Here is a 21,719-nt window from a genome sequence, read left to right as displayed (position 1 = left end):
TTACGAATTACGATGTACGATTTACGCTGACGCTTACTGATCTACGATCTGGGTTGACGCGTCATCAATACGCTGGCATCAGTTCAAATCGTAATTCGTAACCGCGGCGGCGGACCGCTCGTACATCGCAAATCAGAACACATGATACTCCGCCATGCGGAGGAGGTAGCGCATTAGGTTTTGGAGCCGCCAGGTAGGTACGTTGCGGCGGTATGAGTTGGTGGGGTCAGAGCGGTAGGCGTTCCACTCGAAATTCCACGACGTGCGGGGTATTTCTTCCATCATGATTTTGTCAATGAGGAAGTCTTTTTGCGACTGGAACAGGCTGGTAGCGAACAGGTTAAGCAGGAAAGCGTCCAGCACCTGCACGCACGAAATAGGGTCGGTGCCAGTGGGGTTAGTGGCCGATTTCACGTTGGCGAAATCGGGTTGCAGCGACGTGGCCCAGGCCAGTACGTCGATGCCCAGGTTATAGCCGGGCTTTACCTCATACCACCGCCAGATAAGCGCGTCGGTGAAGTCGTTGCGCATAGCTACGGTGGTGGTGTTCATCCAGTTTTTGGTGTAGCCCGTCTGGAAATACGGCTCGTAGCCAAAGACCGTTGGCTGGTCGAGGATGTTCATTTGCAGGTTCTGCATCCGCCACAGCAAAAACTCGAACAACCGCCGAAACGCCACATAGTCGGTGGTCATGTTGGGCACGGGCTGATTGAAAAAGCGGACCGACCCCAGCAGCAGTTCGGCAGGCGACTTTACAATGGCCCCCCGGTTGGCTTCGTCGAAAAACGCCTGGCTGTTGAGCAGCTTCACCACTACCGGCTGAATGGCCCAGTTGTTACCCGGCGAGGCAAAGAACACGGCCAGTGGTTCAATGATGTTGGTCTCGATGGTAGGCGTCACGTTGGGATTCACATACCAGCGGTAGAGCTTCCGGCAGATGAATTTGGCGGTCTGGGGGTGGTTCAGTAGCATGGTCACCAAGTCGGCCAGTTCCAGGTCGCCCGCCGTGGCACCCGTGCGGCCCGCAATGACAGTGTTGTTGTATTTGGCCGAAAACGTCTTGGCGGTGCTGTCGTGGTTGGCCGGTACGAAGATGGTCTGAAATGAAGTAGACCCCACGGTCCAGTAGTTGGTATACTGCCAGCCGGTGAGCACGCGGGCGGCGGTTTTCACGTCGTCTTCGGTGTAGTTTTTGTTGCCCGCCGGGTCGAACGCGCCGCAGGTAAATAGCTCCTGGAGTTCGCGGGCATAGTTTTCATTGGGTTTGGTGGCTTCATTTTCGTTGCCGTTGAGGTACCGGAGCATGGCCGGGTCTTTGGTAACGGCCGTCACCAGCGTGCGGAAATTGCCCAGTGCATTGGCCCGCAGCAGCCGCAGGTAGCGGTCCACAAACCGGTAGTCGTCCACCACTTCGCGGGCCGTAACGAAATGATTCTGCCAGAAGAGCGTGAGCTTATCAAGCAGCGCAGGGGGGGCGGTTTGTGCGGTCATGATGCCCATCCACCAGTATTTGACGAACTGGCCAAACTGAAAGTTACGGTCGCCATTGAAAGGCTTGTCCAGAAACGTTTGCCCGGGGTTGGGGGCTGTTTCATCCAGCTCTACGGGCGGTGGGGGCGTGGCAACGGCGTTGTTGAGCAGGTTTTGGACGGCCTGGGCGGCGGTCAGCCCCGTAAACGATGTGATCTCGGCCTTGGTTGGCCCAATGGTGGCCCGACGCAGTAAATGGGCCGCCGCGCGGGTGTCGAGCACCGGCGTATATGGATCTAAAAAAGGCATAGCGCAAGCGCAGAGCCGCAGCTCAGTCTAGTGGACAAAGAAAGGCTGCATAACAAAGGTAAGGACCAGACGGCTAGCTCCATAGGTAGTTACCGCTATTCTGTTGCCGTTCCCTAAATGCTTCCCTTGCGTCAGTTGCAGCAAATAGGCGTCCAAACTGGTTTGTTAGCCATAATTTAGACGCACGTTGCTAACCACGGCTGGTTTTAACGTGTTAGGCAGTAAGTGGCATTACCACACCCCGCTGTTTTTTCGATATCAGTATCCAGACTACTATGGCCAACGTAACCGATCTAAAGGCTTTTCCTGGTTTTGAGCTTGTCCCCGACGAGCAATTGCGGTGGCTATTGGACCATGCCGACGAGCAACAGTACGCCGCTGGGTATGTGCTGCACAGACCAGGCGATTCCATTGATCACCTGCGGCTGTTGCTGGCGGGTGAGATGACCATTGGCGCGGAGCCAGACGAACTGCTACATTACACCGCCCCGGCCATTACGGGAGTGCTGCCTTTTTCACGGCTTACCGAAGGCGTACAGGTAGTCACGGTTGACACCGACGCACGGATGCTGGAGTTGCACCGCGACCACCTCCGCGAAATGGCCACTACCTGCTATGAACTCACTGCAACCCTGGTGCAGCAAATGACCGACCGCGTACGCAACTTCACCCAACAGGCGCAGCAGGAAGAAAAACTGGCGTCGTTGGGGCGGCTGTCGGCGGGGTTGGCGCATGAACTGAACAACCCCGTTTCGGCCATTGTGCGTAATGCCGATGCCCTGCGTACCCACATGCGGGCCACGCCCGAACGGTTCAAGGCTATCATGCACATGAACCTGACCGACGAACAAACCGACGTGGTGAACGAATGGCTGTTTGAAAAACTCGACAACAAGACCGCGCCCCTCACTATGCTGGAACGCAGCGGCCTGGAAGACGATCTGACCGACTGGCTCGATGACCAACGTGTGCCAGATGGCCCTGATTTGGCCAATTCGCTGGCCGAGTTTCGCTTTACGGATGCCGATCTGGACTTTATTCTTGAACAGGTAGGCCCCGAAAACATAGCGGGGGTGCTGGGTTGGGTAAACAACAACCTGGTGACCGAAAAGTTGGTTGTCGACATTGGCGAGGCCTCTGGCCGGATGGCCACGCTGGTGTCGTCTATCAAATCATACACCCATATGGACCGGGGTGGTGGTCGCGAAGCGGTAGCCCTAGCCGACGGCATACGCAGCACGGTTACGTTACTGGGGCACAAGATTCGGTCGAAAAACGTGACTGTTACCGTAGACATCCCAGACGATTTACCCACCATCCAGGGCTGGCCGGGTGAGTTGAATCAGGTTTGGACCAACCTCATCGACAACGCCATCGACGCAGCTCCCGACTCGGGGGGTACCCTCACCATTCGTAGTTACGTAGAGCGCGATCAGTTCGTCTATACCACCTTCACCGACAACGGTGCGGGCATTCCCGACGACATTCAGAAAAAGATTTTCGAGCCGTTTTTCACCACCAAAGGCATCGGCAAGGGTTCTGGCCTGGGCCTCGATATTGTGCAGGGTGTTGTCCGCCATCACAACGGCAGCATCAAACTAGCCTCCAAACCCGGCGAAACCACGTTCACGATCTGCGTACCAATTAGTGAATGAGTGATTGAGCGTACCTAATTCGTTCAATCACTCATTCACTAATTAGGTAAGCTCATTCACAATTCAATCATGAAGCTACCCATCATTTTAGCCATTGACGACGACGAGCAGGTGCTGGAGGCGCTGCGTCGTGATCTGCGGTCGCAGTACCGTAAAGACTACCGAATCCTGACCACGTCGTCGGCCAACGAGGCGCTGGGGTCGCTAACTGATTTGAAGAAAAAGGGGGAGACTGTCGCCCTGTTTTTGTCCGATCAGCGGATGCCCGATATGCTGGGTGTCGAGTTTCTGAAAGAAGCCCGCAAGGTGTTTCCGGGTGCTAAAAAAGCCCTGCTCACGGCCTACTCAGATACCGATGCGGCGGTACGGGCCATCAACGAAGTGCAACTCGACTACTATATCAGCAAGCCCTGGGACCCACCTGCCGAAAAATTATTCCCCGCCCTAGACGGCCTGCTTGAGGACTGGAAACAACACTACGAGCCTGATTACGAAGGTTTAACACTCATTGGCTACCAGTTCTCCCGCGATTCGCACGAATTGAAAGACTTCCTGGCGGGCAATCTGTTTCCTTACCGATGGCTCAACGTTGAGACCGACGACCGCGCCAAATCACTGCTTGATACCCACGGCCTCACCACCACCGACCTGCCCGTTGCGCTGCTGGCCGATGGCACCGCTCTGGCGCACCCCAGCATTCAGGAACTGGGTGAAAAACTGGGCCTCAGTTCCAGAGCCGAAGGTGCTCTGTATGATCTGGCCATCATTGGGGCGGGCCCTGCCGGTCTGGCGGCGGCGGTCTATGGCGGGTCGGAGGGGTTGCGTACTATTTTGATCGATAAGCGGGGGCCGGGTGGGCAGGCGGGTACGAGTTCGCGGATCGAAAACTACCTTGGTTTTCCCAACGGCCTCAGCGGTGCTGAACTGACGCAACGGGCTATTTCGCAGGCGAAACGATTTAACGTGGAGTTTCTGGTGCCGCAGGAAGTGGCCGAAATAAGGTCGGAGGGACAGTATAAGCGCATTAAAATGGCCGACGGTAGCGAGGTGTTAACGCGGGCCATTCTGCTCAGTACGGGGGTGTCGTACCGGCAACTGGAGAACGAAAGCCTCGACAAGTTTACCGGCGCGGGCGTTTACTATGGCGCGGCCACTACTGAGGCCTACGCCTTCAAAGGGCAGCCGGTCTACATTGTGGGTGGGGGCAATTCGGCGGGGCAGGGGGCCATGTACCTCTCGCGCACCGCCTCCGACGTCTTCATCTGCATCCGCCGTCAGAGCCTGTCCGACACCATGTCGCAATACCTGATCGACCAGATCGACAAGACCCCCAACATTCACCTGCTGCCCTGCACCGAAATTGTGGAAGGCAAAGGCGACGATAAGCTGACCGCCGTTGTGCTCGAAGACCTGAACACCCACGAGCGCCGCGAGGCCGAAGCCGGGGGCGTATTTATCTTCATCGGAGCCAAACCCCTCACCGACTGGATCGAGATGGACATCATCCGCGACGGCAAGGGATTCATCCAAACCGGCCGCGACCTCATTAACAACGCGCACTACCGCGACATCTGGAAGCAGTCGCGTGAGCCGTTTTCGCTCGAAACGTGCAGTCCTGGCATCTTCGCAGCGGGCGATGTCCGCTCCGGTGCCATGGCCCGCGTCGCCTCGGCTGTGGGCGAAGGTGCCATGGCCGTTAGCTTTGTCCATAAGTATCTGGCGGAGAATTAAACCTACAAGGCTTTCAGAACCTTATAGGTTTAAAAAAAAGGCCCTGCTGATCTCAGCAGGGCCTTTTTGTGTAATCAGTTAAGCAAAGACAACTAGTAAAACTTGGCGCGGTTGTCTTCAATCTTGGCTGCGTCGCGGATGGCTTCGTTGGCGTAGAACTGTGAGCGCTGGAAGCTATTCTGCTCAATCATGTTGCGGTACATGGCGTAGTCGGCCACGTTTGGCGCGGGCGTAATGCGGGTAGGCTCTACCATCAGCACACCGCTTTCACCAGCAAATGGTTTTGAGCGTTTGCCGGGCTTCAAGCCAAACGTTTTGCCCAGGGCCACTGGGTCAACCCCGGCGCTACGCAGGAAGCCCGTTGACAGATTGATGTCGTCGGCGGTTTCAACAATGGCACCGGCACCGTATTTCTGGGCAATGGCTTCCAGCGTACCGCTTGCGTTGCCCAGTTTAGCCAGAATCTGATCGGCCTTTTTCTGGTTGCGCACTTTGGCGGTTAGTTCGGGGCGGTAGTCTTCAACGCTTACCTTGTCTTTATTCGTTTTACCCGTTAGCACAGCCACTACATATTGTTCACCCACCTGATACGGTTCCGATACGGCGTTCAGGTCCGTCTTGCTATCGAACGCCCAACGCACAATCTGGCGGGCATCGGTGAGAGCGTTAACGCTACTGGCCGTTTCCGGAATCCGCTCGGCGTTGGCTACTACAAGGCGGTCTTTCTTGGCGTTATCGTCAAACGCTTCTTTGCTGCGACTGTTGGCGGCAAACTGACTTGCCTTCTGGTAGGCTTCGTTAGTGGTGGCTTCGCTGGGGGTAATGGTTTTGCCAATGCCCGCCACGCGGTAGAGCAAGTTCGTCTTTGGTTCGGTCACCTTGATAATGTGATAACCATAGTCTGTTTCAATCAACCGTGGAATCAGCCCGGCGTTGCTTTGACCAAACACAGCTTCTTCAAACGGCTTCACCATGCGGTGGTCATTCCTGAAGTAACCCAAATCACCACCCAAATCGCGCGAACCGTCGTCGCTGTTGGTCTGTGCCAGTGCCTCAAATGACGCGCCACCCTGAATTTGCTTCAAGATACCTTCGGCGCGGCGGCGGGCCTGTGCTTTCACCGAATCAGATGCCGTTTTGGGCGCGTTGATCAGGATGTGGCTGGCGCGGGCCGTGAAGCTCGTGTCGCGCTTGGTACCGCCGTATTTGTAGATGAAGTAGGTGTTCTTTTCGCGGAAAGGGCCATACACACCACCCGGCGAGAACGTGGGGATGGCCGCGCGGAGTTGCTCCGGCATCTGACCGGCCGTTTGGTAGAGGGGCACCTGCTCGTCGGAGTTCTGCCGGGCAAACGTCGAATCGTTCTTTGCGGCACCTAGCCCACGGGCCAGCGTCTTGATCTCGTTATATAACGACGCGCTGTCTTCTTTCGAGGGGTTCACGGCAAACGTCACGTACTGAATAGTGCGGCTGTCGGCACCGGGGTATTCGTCTTTGTGGCTGCTGAGGTAGCTCTCCAGTTCCGAATCCGTCACTTTCACGGTCGTGTCGTTCACCGACTGGAACGGCACGTACAGGAACTTCACGTCGGCCTTGGTGTTCTGCGCCGTGTACTCGCGCTGGGCTTCGGCGGTGGTCACGAATGACGACAGCCGGATCAAGTTGGCGTATTTCTCGCGGAGGCGGCTGGTGCTCAGGCCCTGCTCGAAATTGGCCCACTGCACTTTTTCTTCCACGGGGCGGCTGTTGAGGCCCTTCAAAAACGTCAGAATCTGCGCTTTATCGAACACACCGGCGGCGTTGGTAAAGCTGCGGCGCACCTCCGGGCTGATATTTTCGCCCTGCACCATGTCGACCAGTTCGTCGTTCGAAACGGTCAGGCCGAGTTTGTCGAATTCTTTCTGGTAAGCGATTTCGTAGATGAATTCATTCCAGGCCTGATCGCGAATCTGACCCATCTCCTGCTCGCTGGGAGCGCGGCCAGCCTGCTGCTGATACTGCTGCCGGGCCTGGTCTACTTTGGCCTGAAAATCCTGATTATCAATGGTTTTCCCATCAATCTCTCCCACCTCCTGACTGTTGCCGCCGAAGAGTGCTCTCCGACCTCCCAACAAGTCGCTACCTACGATAAACAGGATCAAACTGACGGCAATTACGCCGACGGCTAACCCCGAGCGTTCACGGATTTTGTTAATTAATGACATCTCGGTTCTACACGAATTTAGCCCGCAAAATAACAATCTTTCCCGTTGGGATACAAGAATGGGGCCAAAAATGGAGGGGTTTAACGGCTAATGTCCAACGTTCAAAGTTGCTTCGCGCTATGTCGAAATAAGGCAACTTTAAACATTGAACAGTATACACCAAACCCAGCTAAGTTCCACCTATCTCTGCTTCGGCCCCCGAACCACAATGATCGGCTCAGTTGCCGCTTCGGCTGTTTCAGGCCATGAATCGTAAACATACCGCTGCTTTTCATTGTACAATTCTTTGTAAGACCCGCCGGGCCGCACAAAGGCACGAATTTCAAAAGCGGCACCATCGCTGCGGTGATCAGCTACCCCCACGTAAGCAGTTGTTTGCCAAGTTCCGTTAGTCTGTACGGCAGCAGGGTCTTGGACATAAAACAATTCACCTTCGCCAACGCGGTGTACAACAACAAAAACAACATTGGTATTGGTTGCCCTGCCTTCAATAAGAGGAAGCCGGGGTACTACTTGTCCACTAATAGGGCTAAGTACTACAAGATCACTTGCGTATGCAATTGACTTTAACAGCCAGTAAGCAATCAGCAGGCAGATAAAAGTTATAATACCGACCGTAATCGGTTTGAGTTGAGCCTGTTTATGACATAGCCTCTTTGCCGTTGGTGCGGCCCCGTTTATAATTAATTCTGGGGCTGTTTGAAAATATAAGCGGCACGTATTGGAGATTTTTCTACTGGGTATATACTTATCATTAGAGAAGAGTTGGGCGAAGGTGTTTACACTGGGGATATGCAAGTAATTGTTTCTCCGGTCTATTTGTCGCTTCTCAAAGAACTCTTCTTCAAATGAGACTCTGAGTGGCCCGTAGTTCGCTCGATTGGAATTGAAAACAAAAGCTGGGTATTTATCCCGGTTGAGTGCGTGATAACAGGCATACTGGCTTTTGATACCCTCCCGCAGCACATTTATGTCAACTTTGGTAATAGGTTTATCTGTCGGTTGCATAGAATGGCAACGATAAATCAATACTGCCTAACGGCAGGTCCCCTTACTATATCAATCACATTGGATGCCAGTTCAGCTTCGGGCCATGTCCCGGACCATGAGGGATATACTTCACCTGGCGGAAATTCTTCTTTGAGATTTACAAAAGCACGAAGTTGATAAGTCTGACCAATATCTGTTTTGAGATGACTGCCAATAATCTCTTCTATTTGCCACACCCCGTTGTCGTTAACTTGAATTGGTTCAGTGATCCAGTACCTATCAAAAGAGACCGAAAGTAGTACGATTCGAACTGTTTTTGCATTGAAAACTCGTCCTTCAATGACATTTTCTCGTGGGATGATACTCCGATGAATTGGGCGGGTTATAACTAACCCGCTTGGCTTGGGGTATACTGCGCGCCACCCCATGATGCACAGCGAAACGAGGGCAACCGTACCTATTGCAGCCAAAAGCCATTGGTTGATCGCAGGCTTTGGATTCGATGGTAGCGGTCCGGCCTGATGAACTGCTTCAACGATATTGTCAGCTTGTACAGGCCCCTCGGCATACGACTCGCAGGTATTTAGGATTTTCCGGCTGGGTACATAGCTATCGTCGGTGAACAGTTGGGCCAGTGTACTGGTGCTGGGAATGGCGATGGTGGGTGTTTTAGCGTCGTAGCCCCTGACGCGGTAAAACTCTTCCTCGAACGATTCGCGCAGGGGTTCGTAGTTGGCCCGGTTGGTATTAAACTCGAAATTAGGGTAGCGATCAGGATCGCGTTGCTGGTACGTGCGGTACCGGGCGCGGATACCCTCGCGTAGATTTTTCATGATGTTTCAGAAGATGTGTGGACAAACGTAGACATCCGGAAAGAAAGCCGGAAGTGTTCAGAATGGACCGAAAAATAAACGAAACGAAACCGAAAAACAACGGGAAAGCGCGTCCGTTGTCGGCCCATAGTTTTGTCTCGTTGCCCACCACAGGGCGCACGGCTTTCCGGCTTATTTCCTCATCGTCTCATGAATACACAGGTACGTTCCACTCTTTGGCTTTTCTTCTGGTCTGTTTGTATCAGTGCCTTTCTGGTTCAATGCAAAAAAGCAGACGATACGCCAGTCACACCAACTCCGGTGCCTACGCCCACGCAAGTGGAACCGCTCACCGACGTAGCAAAGGAGAAAACGGGTAATCAGCTTGTTGCACAGGCAGAGTATGATAAAATTCCTCTGTATATCCCCGTAACAAAGAAAGGGGGACGAGCTGCCAGGATAACCAATGTCGATCTCAGTACAGATATGCCAACTGTTGGTGATCAAGGATCGCAAGGTTCATGCACTGCGTGGGCAACAGCTTATGCGTTGCGTAGTTATCTCAATTTTTCCGAAAAAAAGCAAACATATAGCGAGGAGACACTATTTAGTCCGTCATTTATTTATAATCAAATAAATGGGGGGAAAGATGAAGGATCAAAGATTACAGATGCGTTAAACACGATTGTTGCTCAAGGGGTCTGTACAATAAAAGATATGCCTTACAAAGCGGGTAACAGAGACTATTTGATCCAGCCAACCACCGAGCAAAAACAAAAAGCAACTAATTATAAATTAGCAAGCTGGGGTAGAACAGTTATTAAAACAGATTATTTTCAAGAAGCTCTTTCGCTGAAACTTCCAATTATAGTTGGCGTAAAAGCGACCAGTGAATTGTTAGTGCCTGTTCAGAAGAGTAGTGGTGAGTTTATTATAAATAAAACTGATAATCCAGTATTCAGAAATTACCATGCAATGGTTGTTGTTGGCTTTGACGAAACCCGGCAAGCCTTCAAGTTGATGAATTCATGGGGAAAAGGATGGGGTAATAACGGGTATATCTGGATGAGTTATGCAGCCGTACCTGATTTAATAACACAAGCTTATGTAGGACTGTCAAGCAATGTATTAAGCAATTTTATCGTAGTTGATCCTTCTGCAATCGTCAATACGTCCGGTCAGTGGACTGAACGAGCCACTTTTCCTGATACAAAAAGAAGCCGAGCCGCTTCGTTTGTCATTAATGATAAGGTGTACGTGGTAGGAGGCGAAGCGATCACGCCAACTGCATCAACTGCCTTCATGTCTATGTGGATGTATGACCCAGTCACTAATGGCTGGGCGAAACGGGCAGATCTTCCAAAAGGCTATGTATGCTACAATGACAGAGGTATTTTCACGATTGGGCAGAAAGCCTACGCCAGTTTGTACAACCAGTCAACTGTGAATGCTTCTGATCAATATGCTTTGTTTGAATATGATGCTGTTAAGGACACGTGGCAACGTAAAAACAATTTTCCAGCCAATAATGACTTTGCCTATGCAGTCGGGTTCAGCTACAATGGGAAGGGATATATGGGTTTCAATTCGTATGCTGGTACTACGTGGTTACAGGGAAGAATCCTGTACGAGTATGATAATCAGACTGATAGCTGGACTAAAAAAACGGAATTGCCTTTTGATATTCAGGCTATCATTAACGCGTATGGTGTTATTGGTGATAATTTGTACATCTTGATTAACGGTGGAGGCGTGCCACAGAAAAATGGCGAAAAGATTATTTATGCATTCAATCTTAAGACAAATACGTGGACGAAAAAGGCTTCGTTTGTCGATGCTCTAAAGACAGGTTTTTACGTGAGTTTTGTCTTAAATAGCAAATTATATTGTGGGTTGGGAGCTACATTGGATTACGTCAAAATTAACGGTTCAGACACGTCCTATCCCAATACATTCTATGTGTACGATCCCATAAAAGACACGTGGGAAATCGGTAAACCGTTTACTGGACCAGGGCCAGGACGTTTGTACGGAGTTGGCGTTGCCACATCAGACAGAGCGTTCGTTGGTTTAGGCCTCTCAAGACCGCCTTACACATCAGAATTGAAAGATGAAATCTTGTACAATGATTGGTGGGAATTCAAGCCTTGACTGATTGACTTCAACTTTGCCTGATCTTGACCAGTATACTTGACTTGAAATTTTATTAAAAATGAAAACAGTAATCGGCTGGATCGTCCTGTTAATGCTTGGCTTATTGTCCGGAAATGCCTCCCCACTTGATCGAAAGGTCATTCAGGGTAGTAGGACAGGCGTAGGCGCAGGGGGTACCACCGCCTTTGAAAACTCACCTCGTAACGACCATTTTACATTCGAGGTAACGCAGGACAACGCAGCGTTTACGGTTTCAATAAAAGCATCAATGGACGCTGTTGTCAGGATGTATTCTGAGACAGGGCAGTTGGTTGCTGGAGCCAACAATACCTGCTCTATGGGTGGACGCATCAACCGTGCAGGTACGTACTCAATGGTTGTTTTTACGCCGCGTTACGTCACAGGCACGTATGAAGCAGTGCCTAAAATTTCGGAGGTTACGCAAAGCGTAAACGATCCGTCAAATAGCCTGTCGTAGAGCCAATGGGTCGATAGATCTCGGCGATATGCACGCAAGCAATAGGTTTGTGTCCAGAACAACTTTCATTCGGCAGAACCTGATGTTGTGTGTTTATAGGGTGTGCGGAGGTGCGCCTTGCGCCACGCTGTAACGGTTTCTTTAGAAAACCCCTCCGACTCCCAAACTTCATCAGCCACAGCCGCCGCCTTCTGCGCGAAATACTGCGTTAGCATCTTCCGAATGGCTAGCAGGTCTTCATCGGGCACGTTCCGGCTAAACGTTTTCAGTAACTCAAGTTGGAGGTTGCTTAGAGGGTGTTGAGACTTCGTTGTCATAATTAAACCGCTGTCGTTTTTTGTTACGAACCAGCATTAATTACGAAAAAACCGGACGAGTGCAGGTTAAGTTTCTGAATAATTTTCCGCTCCCCTCATGCCACCGCGTACCCCGTGTAGGGCCGGTACTGCGGGGGCTGGAAGCCAATGACGATATCGGATTTGGGTACACCCATCTGTTCCAGTTCCTCGGCCACGTCGCGGTCGGTGTTATTAGCCTGTATCCAGATTTTGCCGTCGGGCTTGATATCAAAGTGGTAAATAACAGCGTAACTGAATGCTGTCTTATCCCAGCCGATACTGACAAATTGATAATGATTCCGTTCGGTATCCATTATCAATTGATTTTCCACATCTTGTAGATTGGCTGGCTTTACGTGTACATAGTCATTGAACATACTCTGAATGCACTGCCGGTAGAATGTTAACTTTTCCATGATTCGATTAAGTGTTCTGTTTCGTTAAACACAACGATTTGCACATTCACGGATTGGCAAACAAATTCGATGCCCTGAACCTGAAAATGAGTTTCATAAACGCCTGCCGGAACAGCCAGATAAAGGGTTCTGTCTGCCTCTTTGCGTTCCAGCCAGACCCGGTAGTTCGTGTATTGCCCAATAGCAACATGGAAATCGTACATGAAGGACGGGCTGAGAAAACTCTTGACCTCAACGGCTATTTTCTGAACACTGCCGGATGCAGTGTCTTTTTCGGCAGCCAGAATGCGTTCCGCGCCGAGGTCAATTTCACCGCCGATGCCCATTAGGCGCAACGGATAGGGGTCATGCGTAATTGTCCAGCCGTCTTTTTCGAGTGCGGTTCGTACAGCTTGATGAAAAAAGTCTTTTGCCATAGGTTCTACCAAAGATAACAGGATGGGCAACAAACCCATAAGGTCTCTTTTCAGACCTTATAAGTTTAGTCAAAACCCCTCCATCCGCAGCACCGCGAACCGGGCGAATAGCTCTTCGGAGTACCATTGGCGGTCGCGGGTTTTCTTCACGATCTCGCGGTGGCCGCTTTGCCGGTAGGCGAATTGGTCCACCAGGGCGGCGTTCTTCCAGATGCTAATCGTGCATTGTTGCACCAGTGGTTTTTCGCCTACGCCCATGGCCAACAAGAGGTTATCGCCCTGCTCGGCAATGCGTTGGCGGGCCTGCGGGATGTTGCGGTAGAAATCAAGCAGGGCACCGGGGCGGATGTTGGCGCGGGTAAGCACGGCCACGGGCGCGGCGGGGTCGGGTGGGGGGAGGGCCTTGTCGGGCGTGAAGGGATTGACGCCGTCCCAAAGCCCGTGCGATTTGAACGGGCGGAGGTATACGGTGCTGATACCGAGCGGATTTTTCGGCAAAAACGGTTGCCAGGCTGCCGACGAAAAGAACGCATTTGCTGCCGCTTCGCCGGTCCAGACACCCAGGAAAACGTACTGCGAAAAGTCGGGGATGAAGCCAAAATTTTTGCCCGTACCCATCATTTTCTGGAAGCCCAGCCCCGCCACATCGAACGGCTTCATCAGCCACCGGCCCATGTTGGCAAAAGCCCGGTAGCGGTCGCCGGGAGCAAATTTCAGGATAGTAAGCGTTACGAGCATCGTACTTCGTAAATCGTAAATCGGTGCATCTTGTTTCAACGCCGCGCCGAATGCTACTTTTGACCTATGCATTCACTCTACCTACCCACGCGCTGCTGGCGGCTACTACTTTTGCTGATTTTCACGGCTTCTGCTGCCCACGCCCAAACGCCGCCGCGCACACTGACGTGGCAATTTCCGCTGCCCCGACCCCATACGGGTGTGTTGCTGGGCAATGGTACCCAGGGCATCATGGTGTGGGGCGGGGGCCATACGCTGCACATCACCATCAGCCGGTCGGGGTTTTGGGACCACCGGGGGGGCAACGAGTTTTCGGCAAAAACCACCTATGCCGACCTGAAAACCAAGCTTCAGGCGGGCGATAAAGCGGGCATCACTGCCGCCTTTGCCGTGCCGCGCTCCGGGGCGCAGTCGCTGGGGCACCCGCAGCAACTTGGCGGCGGTCGGCTCGACGTGAACCTACCCGATGGGTGGTTGATTTTATACGGTAACCTGTTTACCGACAGGGGGTTATTACAAATTGTGGTGCGTGATCCGCAGCAGGTAAGCCACGTTTTGAACATCAAACAGGCGGCTAGTCTGGAGGTGACGGAACTGGAAATTCCGAAAGACCTGCGTGGCAAACTAACCTACAAACTCATCCCGCACTACAGTTTCGTGACCGAACAATTGCGGTCGGCAGGAATTGAAGAGCCGCAGTGGGTGGTGAAAGATTACGGCGGAAAAGGCGCGTTTATCCAGCCCCTGCCCGATGACGACCCGCTGCTGGTGGGCTACGATCAGGTAAACGACCAGCACCTGTATATCCAGACCAGCAACCTCTATTACAACCGCAAGACCCGCCGGTTCGACTACCCCGCCATGCAGGCCCTGCTCGACCGGGCACCCTCGGCCATTGCCACCGCCGACACCTTCTGGACCAGCTACTACAAAGTGGTGCCGCGCATTGCCCTGCCCGACCCGCTCTTGCAGGAAATCATTGACTACGGCCTCTACAAACAAGCCATCTCGACCTCGCCAAACGGACTGGCCTGTACCCTTCAGGGGCCGTTTATGGAAGATTACCAACTGCCACCCTGGAGCAACGACTACCATTTCAACATCAACGTCCAGATGATCTATACGCCCGCCCTGGCTACCAACCGACTGGCGAATTTTAAGCCCCTCTGGCGGATGATCAACGGCTGGATGCCGCAACTGAAGAGAAACGGCGAAGCCTTTTTCGGTCGGCCTGGTGCGCTCATGCTGCCCCACGCCGTAGATGACCGCTGCCGGGTGGTGGGCACGTTCTGGACCGGCACCATAGACCATGCCTGCACCGCCTGGATGGCCATGATGGCCTGGCAGAACTACCGCTACGGCCTCGATCAGCCCGACGCGCCGCAGGTACTGAGCCAAACGGCCTGGCCGTTGCTGACGGGCGCGTTTGAAGGCTATTTCGCCATGCTGGAAGAAGTCTCGACCGGCGACGGGGGCAAACGGTTTAGCCTGCCGGTGTCGGTTAGCCCCGAATACCGGGGGGCGGAGATGAATGCGTGGGGTCGCGATGCGTCGTTTCAACTAGCGGCGCTGCACCGAATCTGCCGGATTTTGCCGCAAGCCGCCGCTGCCCTGGGTAAACCTGTTGACCCCCGTTGGGCCGACGTCGACAAGCGGCTGCCTGCGTATTCAACCTTCGAAGGAAAATACATGGACGAATGGAGCCTGAGCAACAAGCGGATTGCGCTTTGGGAAGGGATGGACCTGATCGAAAGCCACCGCCACCATTCGCACCTGGGCGGGGTATACCCGTTTGCCACCATTGACCTGAACAACCCTGCCGAGCGCAAAATCGTGGATAACACTTTGCAGGCCTGGCGATTCAAGGGGGCAGGTGGCTGGTCGGGCTGGTCATTGCCCTGGGCGGCTACGCTGCTGATGCGGACCGGCCAAACCGACGCGGCTATTAAGTGGCTGCACTATTGGAAAGAGAACTACGTGAATGAGGGCCGGGGCACGCTTCATAACGCCAACACCAATGGTACTAGCCTACTGGGGTCGCCGGATTGGGAAACGGAAAAGCAAAACCGCGAGATTATGCAGCTCGACGCTGGTTTTGGGGCGCTCAATGCGGTACTGGAACTGCTGGTACAAAGCCGCGACGAGGCCATCTACGTACTGCCCAACCGCCCCCGTACCTGGCAAAACCTGAAGTTCGACGACGTGCGCGCCGAGGGGGCGTTTCAATTGGGGGCCACCGTGAAAGAAGGGGCCGTGACGGAGGTGCGGGTGAAAAGTCTGGCGGGTGGTAAGCTAACGCTGATGCTGCCCTTCATTGGAAAATACAACATTAATGGTCAGCCTCAAGAGGGCACCAAATTAGTTCGCGACTGCAAAGCAGGCGAGGTGTTAACCATCGTGCCGATGTAGGAATTTTTCTACGAAAAGGGGAAAAGAGTTCAAGGTTTAAAGTCTAAAGCTTAAAGTTGCTCCGTGAGCAGTGAGTAAGAGCGCGAAGCAACTTTAAGCCTTAGACTTTAAACCTTGAACCTTAGGCTATCTAGTCGTCTTTGCCGTCTGGGTCAACTTTGTCTTCAGCTTTGTCGAACGCGTTGCCGATAGACCGGCCTGCTTGTTTGAAACCGGCTTTAATATCCTTCCAGGCAGCTTCAGTGGCGTTTTGGGCCTTATCTATATCGTTGCCAAGGTCTTTGCGTTTCTGCTCTAACTCAGCCAGTTGATCTTTCGATTCGGCTTTTGCCTTGGCACCCTGCCGTTTGATATCGGCTTTCAACTCGTCAATATCATTATCCAGCTTGGCTTGCTGACGTTTCATACCCGCCACGGCTTCATCGCGCTCTCGTTTAAAATCGCTAGCAGCCTCATTACCAGATGCTTTAGCTTTGTCGCCCGCCTCGTCCATGTCAGCGCGGGCTTCTGCGGTGGCGTCTTTGGTATCGGCAGCAACGGCATCGCCAGTACGCTCCATGGCGTCTTCGGTGCGTGATTCTTTCTTCCCGTCTGATCCGCAGCCTTGCAGAATCGTCATGGAAGTGGCCAACAGGCCAATGCATAGTAGTGAGGCGAATGAGCGTGTATGCTTTTTCATAATCGTTGTGAATTTTGGTTTAACGCCAATTTAACGGACAACGACCGTGCCACTCTCCTCACTTCATCTTAATCGCGCAGCCGATGGCTTTGGTTAGGGGCGTTACCACGGGTTTACCAGCCAGCAGGCTGGTGGCGGCTTCATCAACATAGGCGCGTTGGACACCGGCGGCACTTTGTGGGCTGTCGTCAATACCACCGATGTATTCCACGGTGAAGCGGTCGCCGGTTCGTTTCAGCACGTATACCTGCGGGCTACGGGTAGCACCGAAGGCTTTCGCCACTGTCTGAGTGTCGTCGGTGAGGTAAGGAAAGGTGTAGTTTTTGGTCTTGGCACGCGTTTGCATTTGCTCGAATGAGTCTTCCTCATACACACTGGCATCGCTCGACATAATGGCCAGGACTGGATACCCCTGCGGGCCAAACTTGCGGTCGAGCGCCAGAATACGGTCTTCGTAAGCCTTAGAAAACGGACAGTGGTTGCTGGTAAAGACTACGATAATGCCTTTCTGAGTCTTGTACTCAGTGAGCGGGATAATACGTTCGTCTACGTTTTTGAGGGAGAACGGCGCCACGACGTCGCCGAGGGTGTAGCCCGTGGCCGAACGTTGGGCCAGGGCGGGGAGGGTAACGATTCCCAGCAGGGCAGCCAGCAGGAATTGTTTCATGATGTTGTTATTCACGACAGTTAGACAGCGAATAACGGGAAAAGATTAATCTGTAGGGGCGGCCACGATGGGCCGGCCCGCCCCTACATGACCGTTTACTCAATACTTTTGCTCTTACTGAACGCTGTTCAGTAAGTTTGATACGTTAAGCAATAGCTATGGGAATCGTAGAACGGAAAGAGCGGGAGAAGGAAGACATGCGGCGGCGCATTGTTGATGCAGCGAGGCATTTGTACGTGTTGAATGGGTTCGAGAAGCTGAGCATCCGAGCCATCGCCGAAGAAATTGAATACAGCGCGGCCACAATCTACCTGTATTTCAAGGATAAAAACGAGGTTATGTACGCCATTCATCAGCAGGCATTTGGCAAGATGATGCAGGAATTCCAACCCATCGTGAGCTTGAACGACCCGTTCGAAAAGCTCATTGCCATGGGCCGCAAATACACGCAGTTTGCCGTGGAAAACCCTGAGTTGTTTGATGTTATGTTTATTATTACGGCCCCTATGGAGACGCTTGAATGCCGTGAAGAGATCTGGTCTGAGGGGCGTATTGCTTTCACCATGTTGGTACAGGTGGTGCGGGAATGTATAGACGCGGGTATCTTTCAGCCGCAAGACCCGGAGGTGGCGGCCATGATGATCTGGAGTACCATTCACGGCTACACGGCTCTATTCATCCGTAAACGCATGAATATGTTTTCCGATCAGCACCGCGCCGACCTTATGCACCAAGCTTTTGATCTTTTCTGTAATACCCTAAAAAAGGGACTCTAACTTTTTTTGACCATTCACTAAACGTTGTTCAGTAAATAAGACTTGATTATGAAACAGCGATTATATGTTTTATTACTCATCTCTCTCAGCCCTTTTCTGGGCCGGGCGCAACCGCCGCCAAAGGGTACGCTGCTGGAAGGCTACGTACAGGAAGGGCTGCAAAACAACCTGGCGCTGAAGCAGGAGGGCTACGAGATCAGGCGCGTGGCTGAATCACTAACGCAGGCGAAGGCGCTGTTCTACCCCCGCGTGGCGTTCAATCCGACGTATTCGCTGGCAGCGGGTGGCCGTCGGCTGGAGTTTCCGGTGGGTGATCTCCTCAACCCGGCCTATGCCACGCTCAACAAACTGACGGGGCAGGAGCGATTTCCGACCAACATCCAGAACGTAAATCAGCTATTGGCACCAAACGATTTTCACGATACGAAAATCACAGTGCAGTATGCGATCTATAATACTGACATTCAATACAACTACTTGATTCAGAAGCAATTGCTGTCGGGGCAGGAAGCACGCAAGCGAGTGGTCGAGAATGAGATTCGGTACGGGATACAGACGGCCTATTACCAGTACCTGCAAACGCTGGAGGGCCTGCGCATCTACGACAACGCCCGCAGCACCCTGCGCGAATTGACCCGGCTGAACGAAAAACTGGTAGCCAACAATGTGGCTACGAAAGAGATCGTGTCGCAGGCACGGTATGAACTGAGTAAGCTGGATCAGCAGGTGGCTATAGCCGAAAAAAACCGTGAAACCGCCCGTGCTTACTTCAATTTCCTGCTCAACCGTGACCTTACCGCCGCTATTCAGATCGACTCGACGCTGGCGGCGGTGAAAGCGCCCGTTGCTGAGAACGGCTTGCCCGATTTGCAACAGGCGGCGGTGCGTAACCGGCAGGAGGTGAGTCAGCTAGGCCATTCGCTGGCGGCAACGCAAACGGCGGTAAAGCTCAACGAGGCCAACGCCATGATCCCGAATCTATATGTGGGGGGCAACGCGGGCTTTCAGGGGTTCGGCTACACGTTTCGGAATCAGGCCTACGCCGTAGCGCAGTTGGGTTTACAATGGGATCTGTTTCGGGGTTACGAAAAACGCTCGAAAATTCAGCAGGCAAAAATTCAGACGGGCCTGCTTCAAACCCGCCTCACCGAGTTGGAACGGCAGATTCAGCTACAGGTGCTGCAAGCTTATTACGACCTCGACGCGGCCAACGAAAGCCTGGTGGCCACGCAGTCGGGCGTGGCCAACGCCGAGCAAACGTTTCGGATTGTGGATAGTAAGTACCGCAACGGGCAAGCCCTGCTGATTGAGTTTTTGCGCGTGCAAAACGACCGCCTCACCGCTCAGCTTCAGCAGTCACTCGCCCGCGAAGACGTCCTCGTTAAACGCGCCGCCCTTGACCGGGTTGTGGCTGCTCCTTGACATTATGCTCGCTACAACGGCACTTATCAATACAGTCATTCTTCTCGCTATCAGCGGATTACATGTCTACTGGGCAGTTGGTGGGAAATGGGGGATGGCAGTAGCCACGCCCGAACTGCCACAGAAGTCCGGTGAGAAAGCCTTCACACCAGGACCATTGATCACGCTGGTGGTGGCGGCTGGGCTGGCTCTTTTCGCCGTGCTACACCTCGCCAAACTCGGTTGGTTGCCCTTGCCATTATCAGAAAAATGGTTGCGCTACGGTCTGCTGGCGGTGGGCGGCATCTTTTTTCTCCGCGTCATCGGCGACTTCCGGTACGTTGGCTTTTTCAAGCACGTCACTGACACCGCTTTCGCCAAAATGGACACCGCCTATTATGTACCCCTCTGTTTAGTGATCAGCATCAACGCGTTTTGGACAGCGGTGGGATAAACCAACCAACACACATGAACTACACTCAATTAACTCTTGCGTTCCTGCTGACCGCCACACTCTGGGGGTGTGGAAATAAGTCGGAAAAATCTGAAACAGCGGGTGCCGATAGCACAGCTACGGGCCAAACTGATGCCTCGGTAGTGCCGGTACGGCTGGCCGCGGTCGAATCCGTGGAGCGAGCCGAACCCATTGTGGCATCGGGGCTGGTGTCGTCGGCGGAAGAGGCGCGGCTGTCGTTCAAGATCGGCGGCATCATCAACAAACTGTATATTGATGAAGGACAGTCGGTGCGGAAGGGGCAGTTGCTCGCCACGCTGAACCTGACCGAAATCGACGCGCAGGTGGCTTCGGCGCAGCTGGCGCAGGAGAAATCGGAGCGCGACCTGGGTCGGGTGAAGAAGCTCTTTGCCGACACTGCCGCCACGCTCGAACAGCTCCAGAACGCCACTACAGGCAGCAATGTGGCCAAACAGAACCTGACCATCGCGCAGTTCAACCGGGGGTACGCCCAAATCAGGGCCTCGGTAGACGGTACCGTGACGAGGAAGCTGACCAACGAGGGTGAGTTTGTTGGCCCCGGTTCTCCTGTCTACCTCCTGTCGGGTAATCGCCGGTCCGATTGGGTAGTGCGGGTGGGCATTTCCGACAAAGACTGGGCAAGGCTAAAACTCGGTGACCGCGCTAGTATTCGCCTCGACGCCTACCCCGACCGTGCTTTCTCCGGCATGGTGCAGGAACTCGCGCAGGCCGCAGATCCGGTGAATAAGCTCTATGAAATCGAGATCAAACTAGACCCCAACGGTGTGAAACTGGCCCCCGGTCTGTTTGCCAAAGCCACGCTCACCCCCGCCCAACGGCGTTCGTATGTGATGGTGCCCATCGAGGCCATTGTGGAAGGCAACGGCAAAGACGGCTTCGTCTACGTGCTGGAAGCCGACCGTAAGCACGTACGCAAGCAGCCGGTCCAGATCGGCTACATTAGCGGGGCCAACGTGTTGCTAACGGGTGGATTAACGGCTGTTAATCAGGTGATTACGTCAGGATCGGCTTACTTAACGGAAGCGTCGGTGGTGGCTGTCAACTAATCAATGTCAACAATTTGTTGATGATAGTTTGCCGGAATCCAGGCTGAATAGCACTAAACCGCCGATCAATCAGCGACTCGTTCAACAGGAAAACTTTATGAACACGAATGTAGCTGGTAAGTGGGAGGGCAGGTCCTGCAAAATCAGCAGCAGTGATGGGTAATGACAAACCGTCCGAATGAAATTGGCTGGTAATCTGCACCATTAAGTAGTCGCCGGTTTGATTGACAACGGCGTTTGACAAAATCAAGGCAGGCCGTTTTTTAGTCTGCGAAATGTCGGTAAACGGAAAATGGACGCTGACAATATCGCCTTGCTGGTAGGTAGATGTCATAGCAGGCTATCCCAACGTTGGTCGGCCTCACTGTTCCATTCAATAGCTAATGAAGGCTCAGCCAGTTTAGTCACCTCATCAATGACACGTATGCCCGTAACACCTTCAACGTCACGCAAAATTTCTTCAACTCGGTGGCGATCTGCTTCGTTGCGAACTGTAATCAGTACTGCTTCCATCGTTTATTTTTTGTATTTATA

At 53.1% G+C, this 21,719-nt stretch carries 21 protein-coding genes; 9 read left to right on the top strand and 12 right to left on the bottom strand.

Going from position 1 to position 21,719, the window contains the following annotated elements:
• Nucleotides 1-132: 132 nt before the first annotated feature.
• Entirely contained in the window at nt 133-1,779 is a 1,647-nt protein-coding gene (locus tag J2I48_RS25305) for a DUF1800 domain-containing protein (RefSeq protein ID WP_207338315.1), read from the bottom strand.
• Nucleotides 1,780-2,054: 275 nt separating this feature from the next.
• Here J2I48_RS25305 and J2I48_RS25300 point away from each other — a divergent pair, with 275 nt between their 5' ends.
• Both J2I48_RS25300 and J2I48_RS25295 read left to right on the top strand, forming a co-directional pair.
• Entirely contained in the window at nt 2,055-3,434 is a 1,380-nt protein-coding gene (locus tag J2I48_RS25300; protein ID WP_207338314.1) for a sensor histidine kinase, read from the top strand.
• Between the two features lie 69 nt (nt 3,435-3,503).
• Complete coding sequence (locus J2I48_RS25295; protein ID WP_207338313.1) at nt 3,504-5,165, top strand: NAD(P)/FAD-dependent oxidoreductase; 1,662 nt, start codon at nt 3,504-3,506, stop codon at nt 5,163-5,165.
• Between the two features lie 92 nt (nt 5,166-5,257).
• Here the strand turns inward: J2I48_RS25295 and J2I48_RS25290 are convergent, their stop codons facing one another.
• From J2I48_RS25290 to J2I48_RS25280, 3 genes are all read right to left on the bottom strand, one after another.
• A complete protein-coding gene (locus J2I48_RS25290) occupies nt 5,258-7,369 on the bottom strand; it encodes a peptidylprolyl isomerase (RefSeq protein ID WP_207338312.1) in 2,112 nt (703 codons plus the stop codon).
• 180 nt (nt 7,370-7,549) lie between these two features.
• Nucleotides 7,550-8,377: a hypothetical protein gene (locus J2I48_RS25285; RefSeq protein ID WP_207338311.1), complete on the bottom strand. Its 828-nt coding sequence runs from the start codon at nt 8,375-8,377 to the stop codon at nt 7,550-7,552.
• 17 nt (nt 8,378-8,394) lie between these two features.
• A complete protein-coding gene (locus J2I48_RS25280) occupies nt 8,395-9,192 on the bottom strand; it encodes a hypothetical protein (protein ID WP_207338310.1) in 798 nt (265 codons plus the stop codon).
• 189 nt (nt 9,193-9,381) lie between these two features.
• Here J2I48_RS25280 and J2I48_RS25275 point away from each other — a divergent pair, with 189 nt between their 5' ends.
• Nucleotides 9,382-11,322, top strand: coding sequence for a C1 family peptidase (locus J2I48_RS25275; RefSeq protein WP_207338309.1), 1,941 nt, complete (start codon nt 9,382-9,384; stop codon nt 11,320-11,322).
• A gap of 61 nt (nt 11,323-11,383) precedes the next feature.
• Nucleotides 11,384-11,803, top strand: coding sequence for a hypothetical protein (locus J2I48_RS25270; protein WP_207338308.1), 420 nt, complete (start codon nt 11,384-11,386; stop codon nt 11,801-11,803).
• Nucleotides 11,804-11,868: 65 nt separating this feature from the next.
• Here J2I48_RS25270 and J2I48_RS25265 read toward each other — a convergent pair whose 3' ends face one another.
• From J2I48_RS25265 to J2I48_RS25250, 4 genes are all read right to left on the bottom strand, one after another.
• A complete protein-coding gene (locus J2I48_RS25265; protein WP_207338307.1) occupies nt 11,869-12,120 on the bottom strand; it encodes a DUF8507 family protein in 252 nt (83 codons plus the stop codon).
• Between the two features lie 95 nt (nt 12,121-12,215).
• The gene (locus J2I48_RS25260; RefSeq protein ID WP_229376784.1) at nt 12,216-12,557 is read right to left on the bottom strand and encodes a XisI protein; all 342 of its coding nucleotides are present in this window, start codon (nt 12,555-12,557) and stop codon (nt 12,216-12,218) included.
• The gene (locus tag J2I48_RS25255) at nt 12,545-12,973 is read right to left on the bottom strand and encodes a XisH family protein (RefSeq protein WP_207338306.1); all 429 of its coding nucleotides are present in this window, start codon (nt 12,971-12,973) and stop codon (nt 12,545-12,547) included. The genes J2I48_RS25260 and J2I48_RS25255 overlap by 13 nt, the downstream gene beginning before the upstream one ends.
• Nucleotides 12,974-13,042: 69 nt before the next feature.
• A complete protein-coding gene (locus J2I48_RS25250; protein WP_229376783.1) occupies nt 13,043-13,711 on the bottom strand; it encodes a DUF3291 domain-containing protein in 669 nt (222 codons plus the stop codon).
• A 66-nt stretch (nt 13,712-13,777) separates the two neighbouring features.
• Here J2I48_RS25250 and J2I48_RS25245 point away from each other — a divergent pair, with 66 nt between their 5' ends.
• A complete protein-coding gene (locus J2I48_RS25245; RefSeq protein WP_207338304.1) occupies nt 13,778-16,120 on the top strand; it encodes a glycosyl hydrolase family 95 catalytic domain-containing protein in 2,343 nt (780 codons plus the stop codon).
• A 130-nt stretch (nt 16,121-16,250) separates the two neighbouring features.
• On the opposite strand, the gene J2I48_RS25240 is transcribed toward J2I48_RS25245, so the two are convergent.
• On the bottom strand, nt 16,251-16,799 hold the full coding sequence (locus tag J2I48_RS25240) for a sll1863 family stress response protein (RefSeq protein WP_207338303.1): 549 nt from the start codon (nt 16,797-16,799) through the stop codon (nt 16,251-16,253).
• 58 nt (nt 16,800-16,857) lie between these two features.
• Entirely contained in the window at nt 16,858-17,466 is a 609-nt protein-coding gene (locus J2I48_RS25235; RefSeq protein WP_207338302.1) for a thioredoxin family protein, read from the bottom strand.
• Nucleotides 17,467-17,624: 158 nt separating this feature from the next.
• On the opposite strand from J2I48_RS25235, the gene J2I48_RS25230 reads away from it, so the two are divergent.
• The 4 genes from J2I48_RS25230 to J2I48_RS25215 are packed head-to-tail and all read left to right on the top strand — an operon-like array spanning nt 17,625 to nt 21,185.
• On the top strand, nt 17,625-18,242 hold the full coding sequence (locus tag J2I48_RS25230; RefSeq protein WP_207338301.1) for a TetR/AcrR family transcriptional regulator: 618 nt from the start codon (nt 17,625-17,627) through the stop codon (nt 18,240-18,242).
• Between the two features lie 48 nt (nt 18,243-18,290).
• On the top strand, nt 18,291-19,664 hold the full coding sequence (locus J2I48_RS25225) for a TolC family protein (RefSeq protein WP_207338300.1): 1,374 nt from the start codon (nt 18,291-18,293) through the stop codon (nt 19,662-19,664).
• A gap of 4 nt (nt 19,665-19,668) precedes the next feature.
• Entirely contained in the window at nt 19,669-20,097 is a 429-nt protein-coding gene (locus tag J2I48_RS25220) for a DUF3995 domain-containing protein (RefSeq protein ID WP_207338299.1), read from the top strand.
• A gap of 14 nt (nt 20,098-20,111) precedes the next feature.
• A complete protein-coding gene (locus J2I48_RS25215) occupies nt 20,112-21,185 on the top strand; it encodes an efflux RND transporter periplasmic adaptor subunit (protein ID WP_207338298.1) in 1,074 nt (357 codons plus the stop codon).
• Here J2I48_RS25215 and J2I48_RS25210 read toward each other — a convergent pair.
• Together J2I48_RS25210 and J2I48_RS25205 are read right to left on the bottom strand one after the other, a co-directional pair.
• Nucleotides 21,178-21,519, bottom strand: coding sequence for a type II toxin-antitoxin system PemK/MazF family toxin (locus J2I48_RS25210; RefSeq protein WP_207338297.1), 342 nt, complete (start codon nt 21,517-21,519; stop codon nt 21,178-21,180). The genes J2I48_RS25215 and J2I48_RS25210 overlap by 8 nt on opposite strands.
• A complete protein-coding gene (locus tag J2I48_RS25205) occupies nt 21,516-21,698 on the bottom strand; it encodes a hypothetical protein (protein WP_207338296.1) in 183 nt (60 codons plus the stop codon). Before J2I48_RS25205 ends, J2I48_RS25210 begins: the two co-directional genes overlap by 4 nt.
• Nucleotides 21,699-21,719: the final 21 nt, after the last annotated feature.

It is taken from the genome of Fibrella aquatilis (assembly GCF_017353255.1).
GTDB lineage: Bacteria > Bacteroidota > Bacteroidia > Cytophagales > Spirosomataceae > Fibrella > Fibrella aquatilis.
This window is presented reverse-complemented; position numbering and strand designations above follow the sequence as displayed.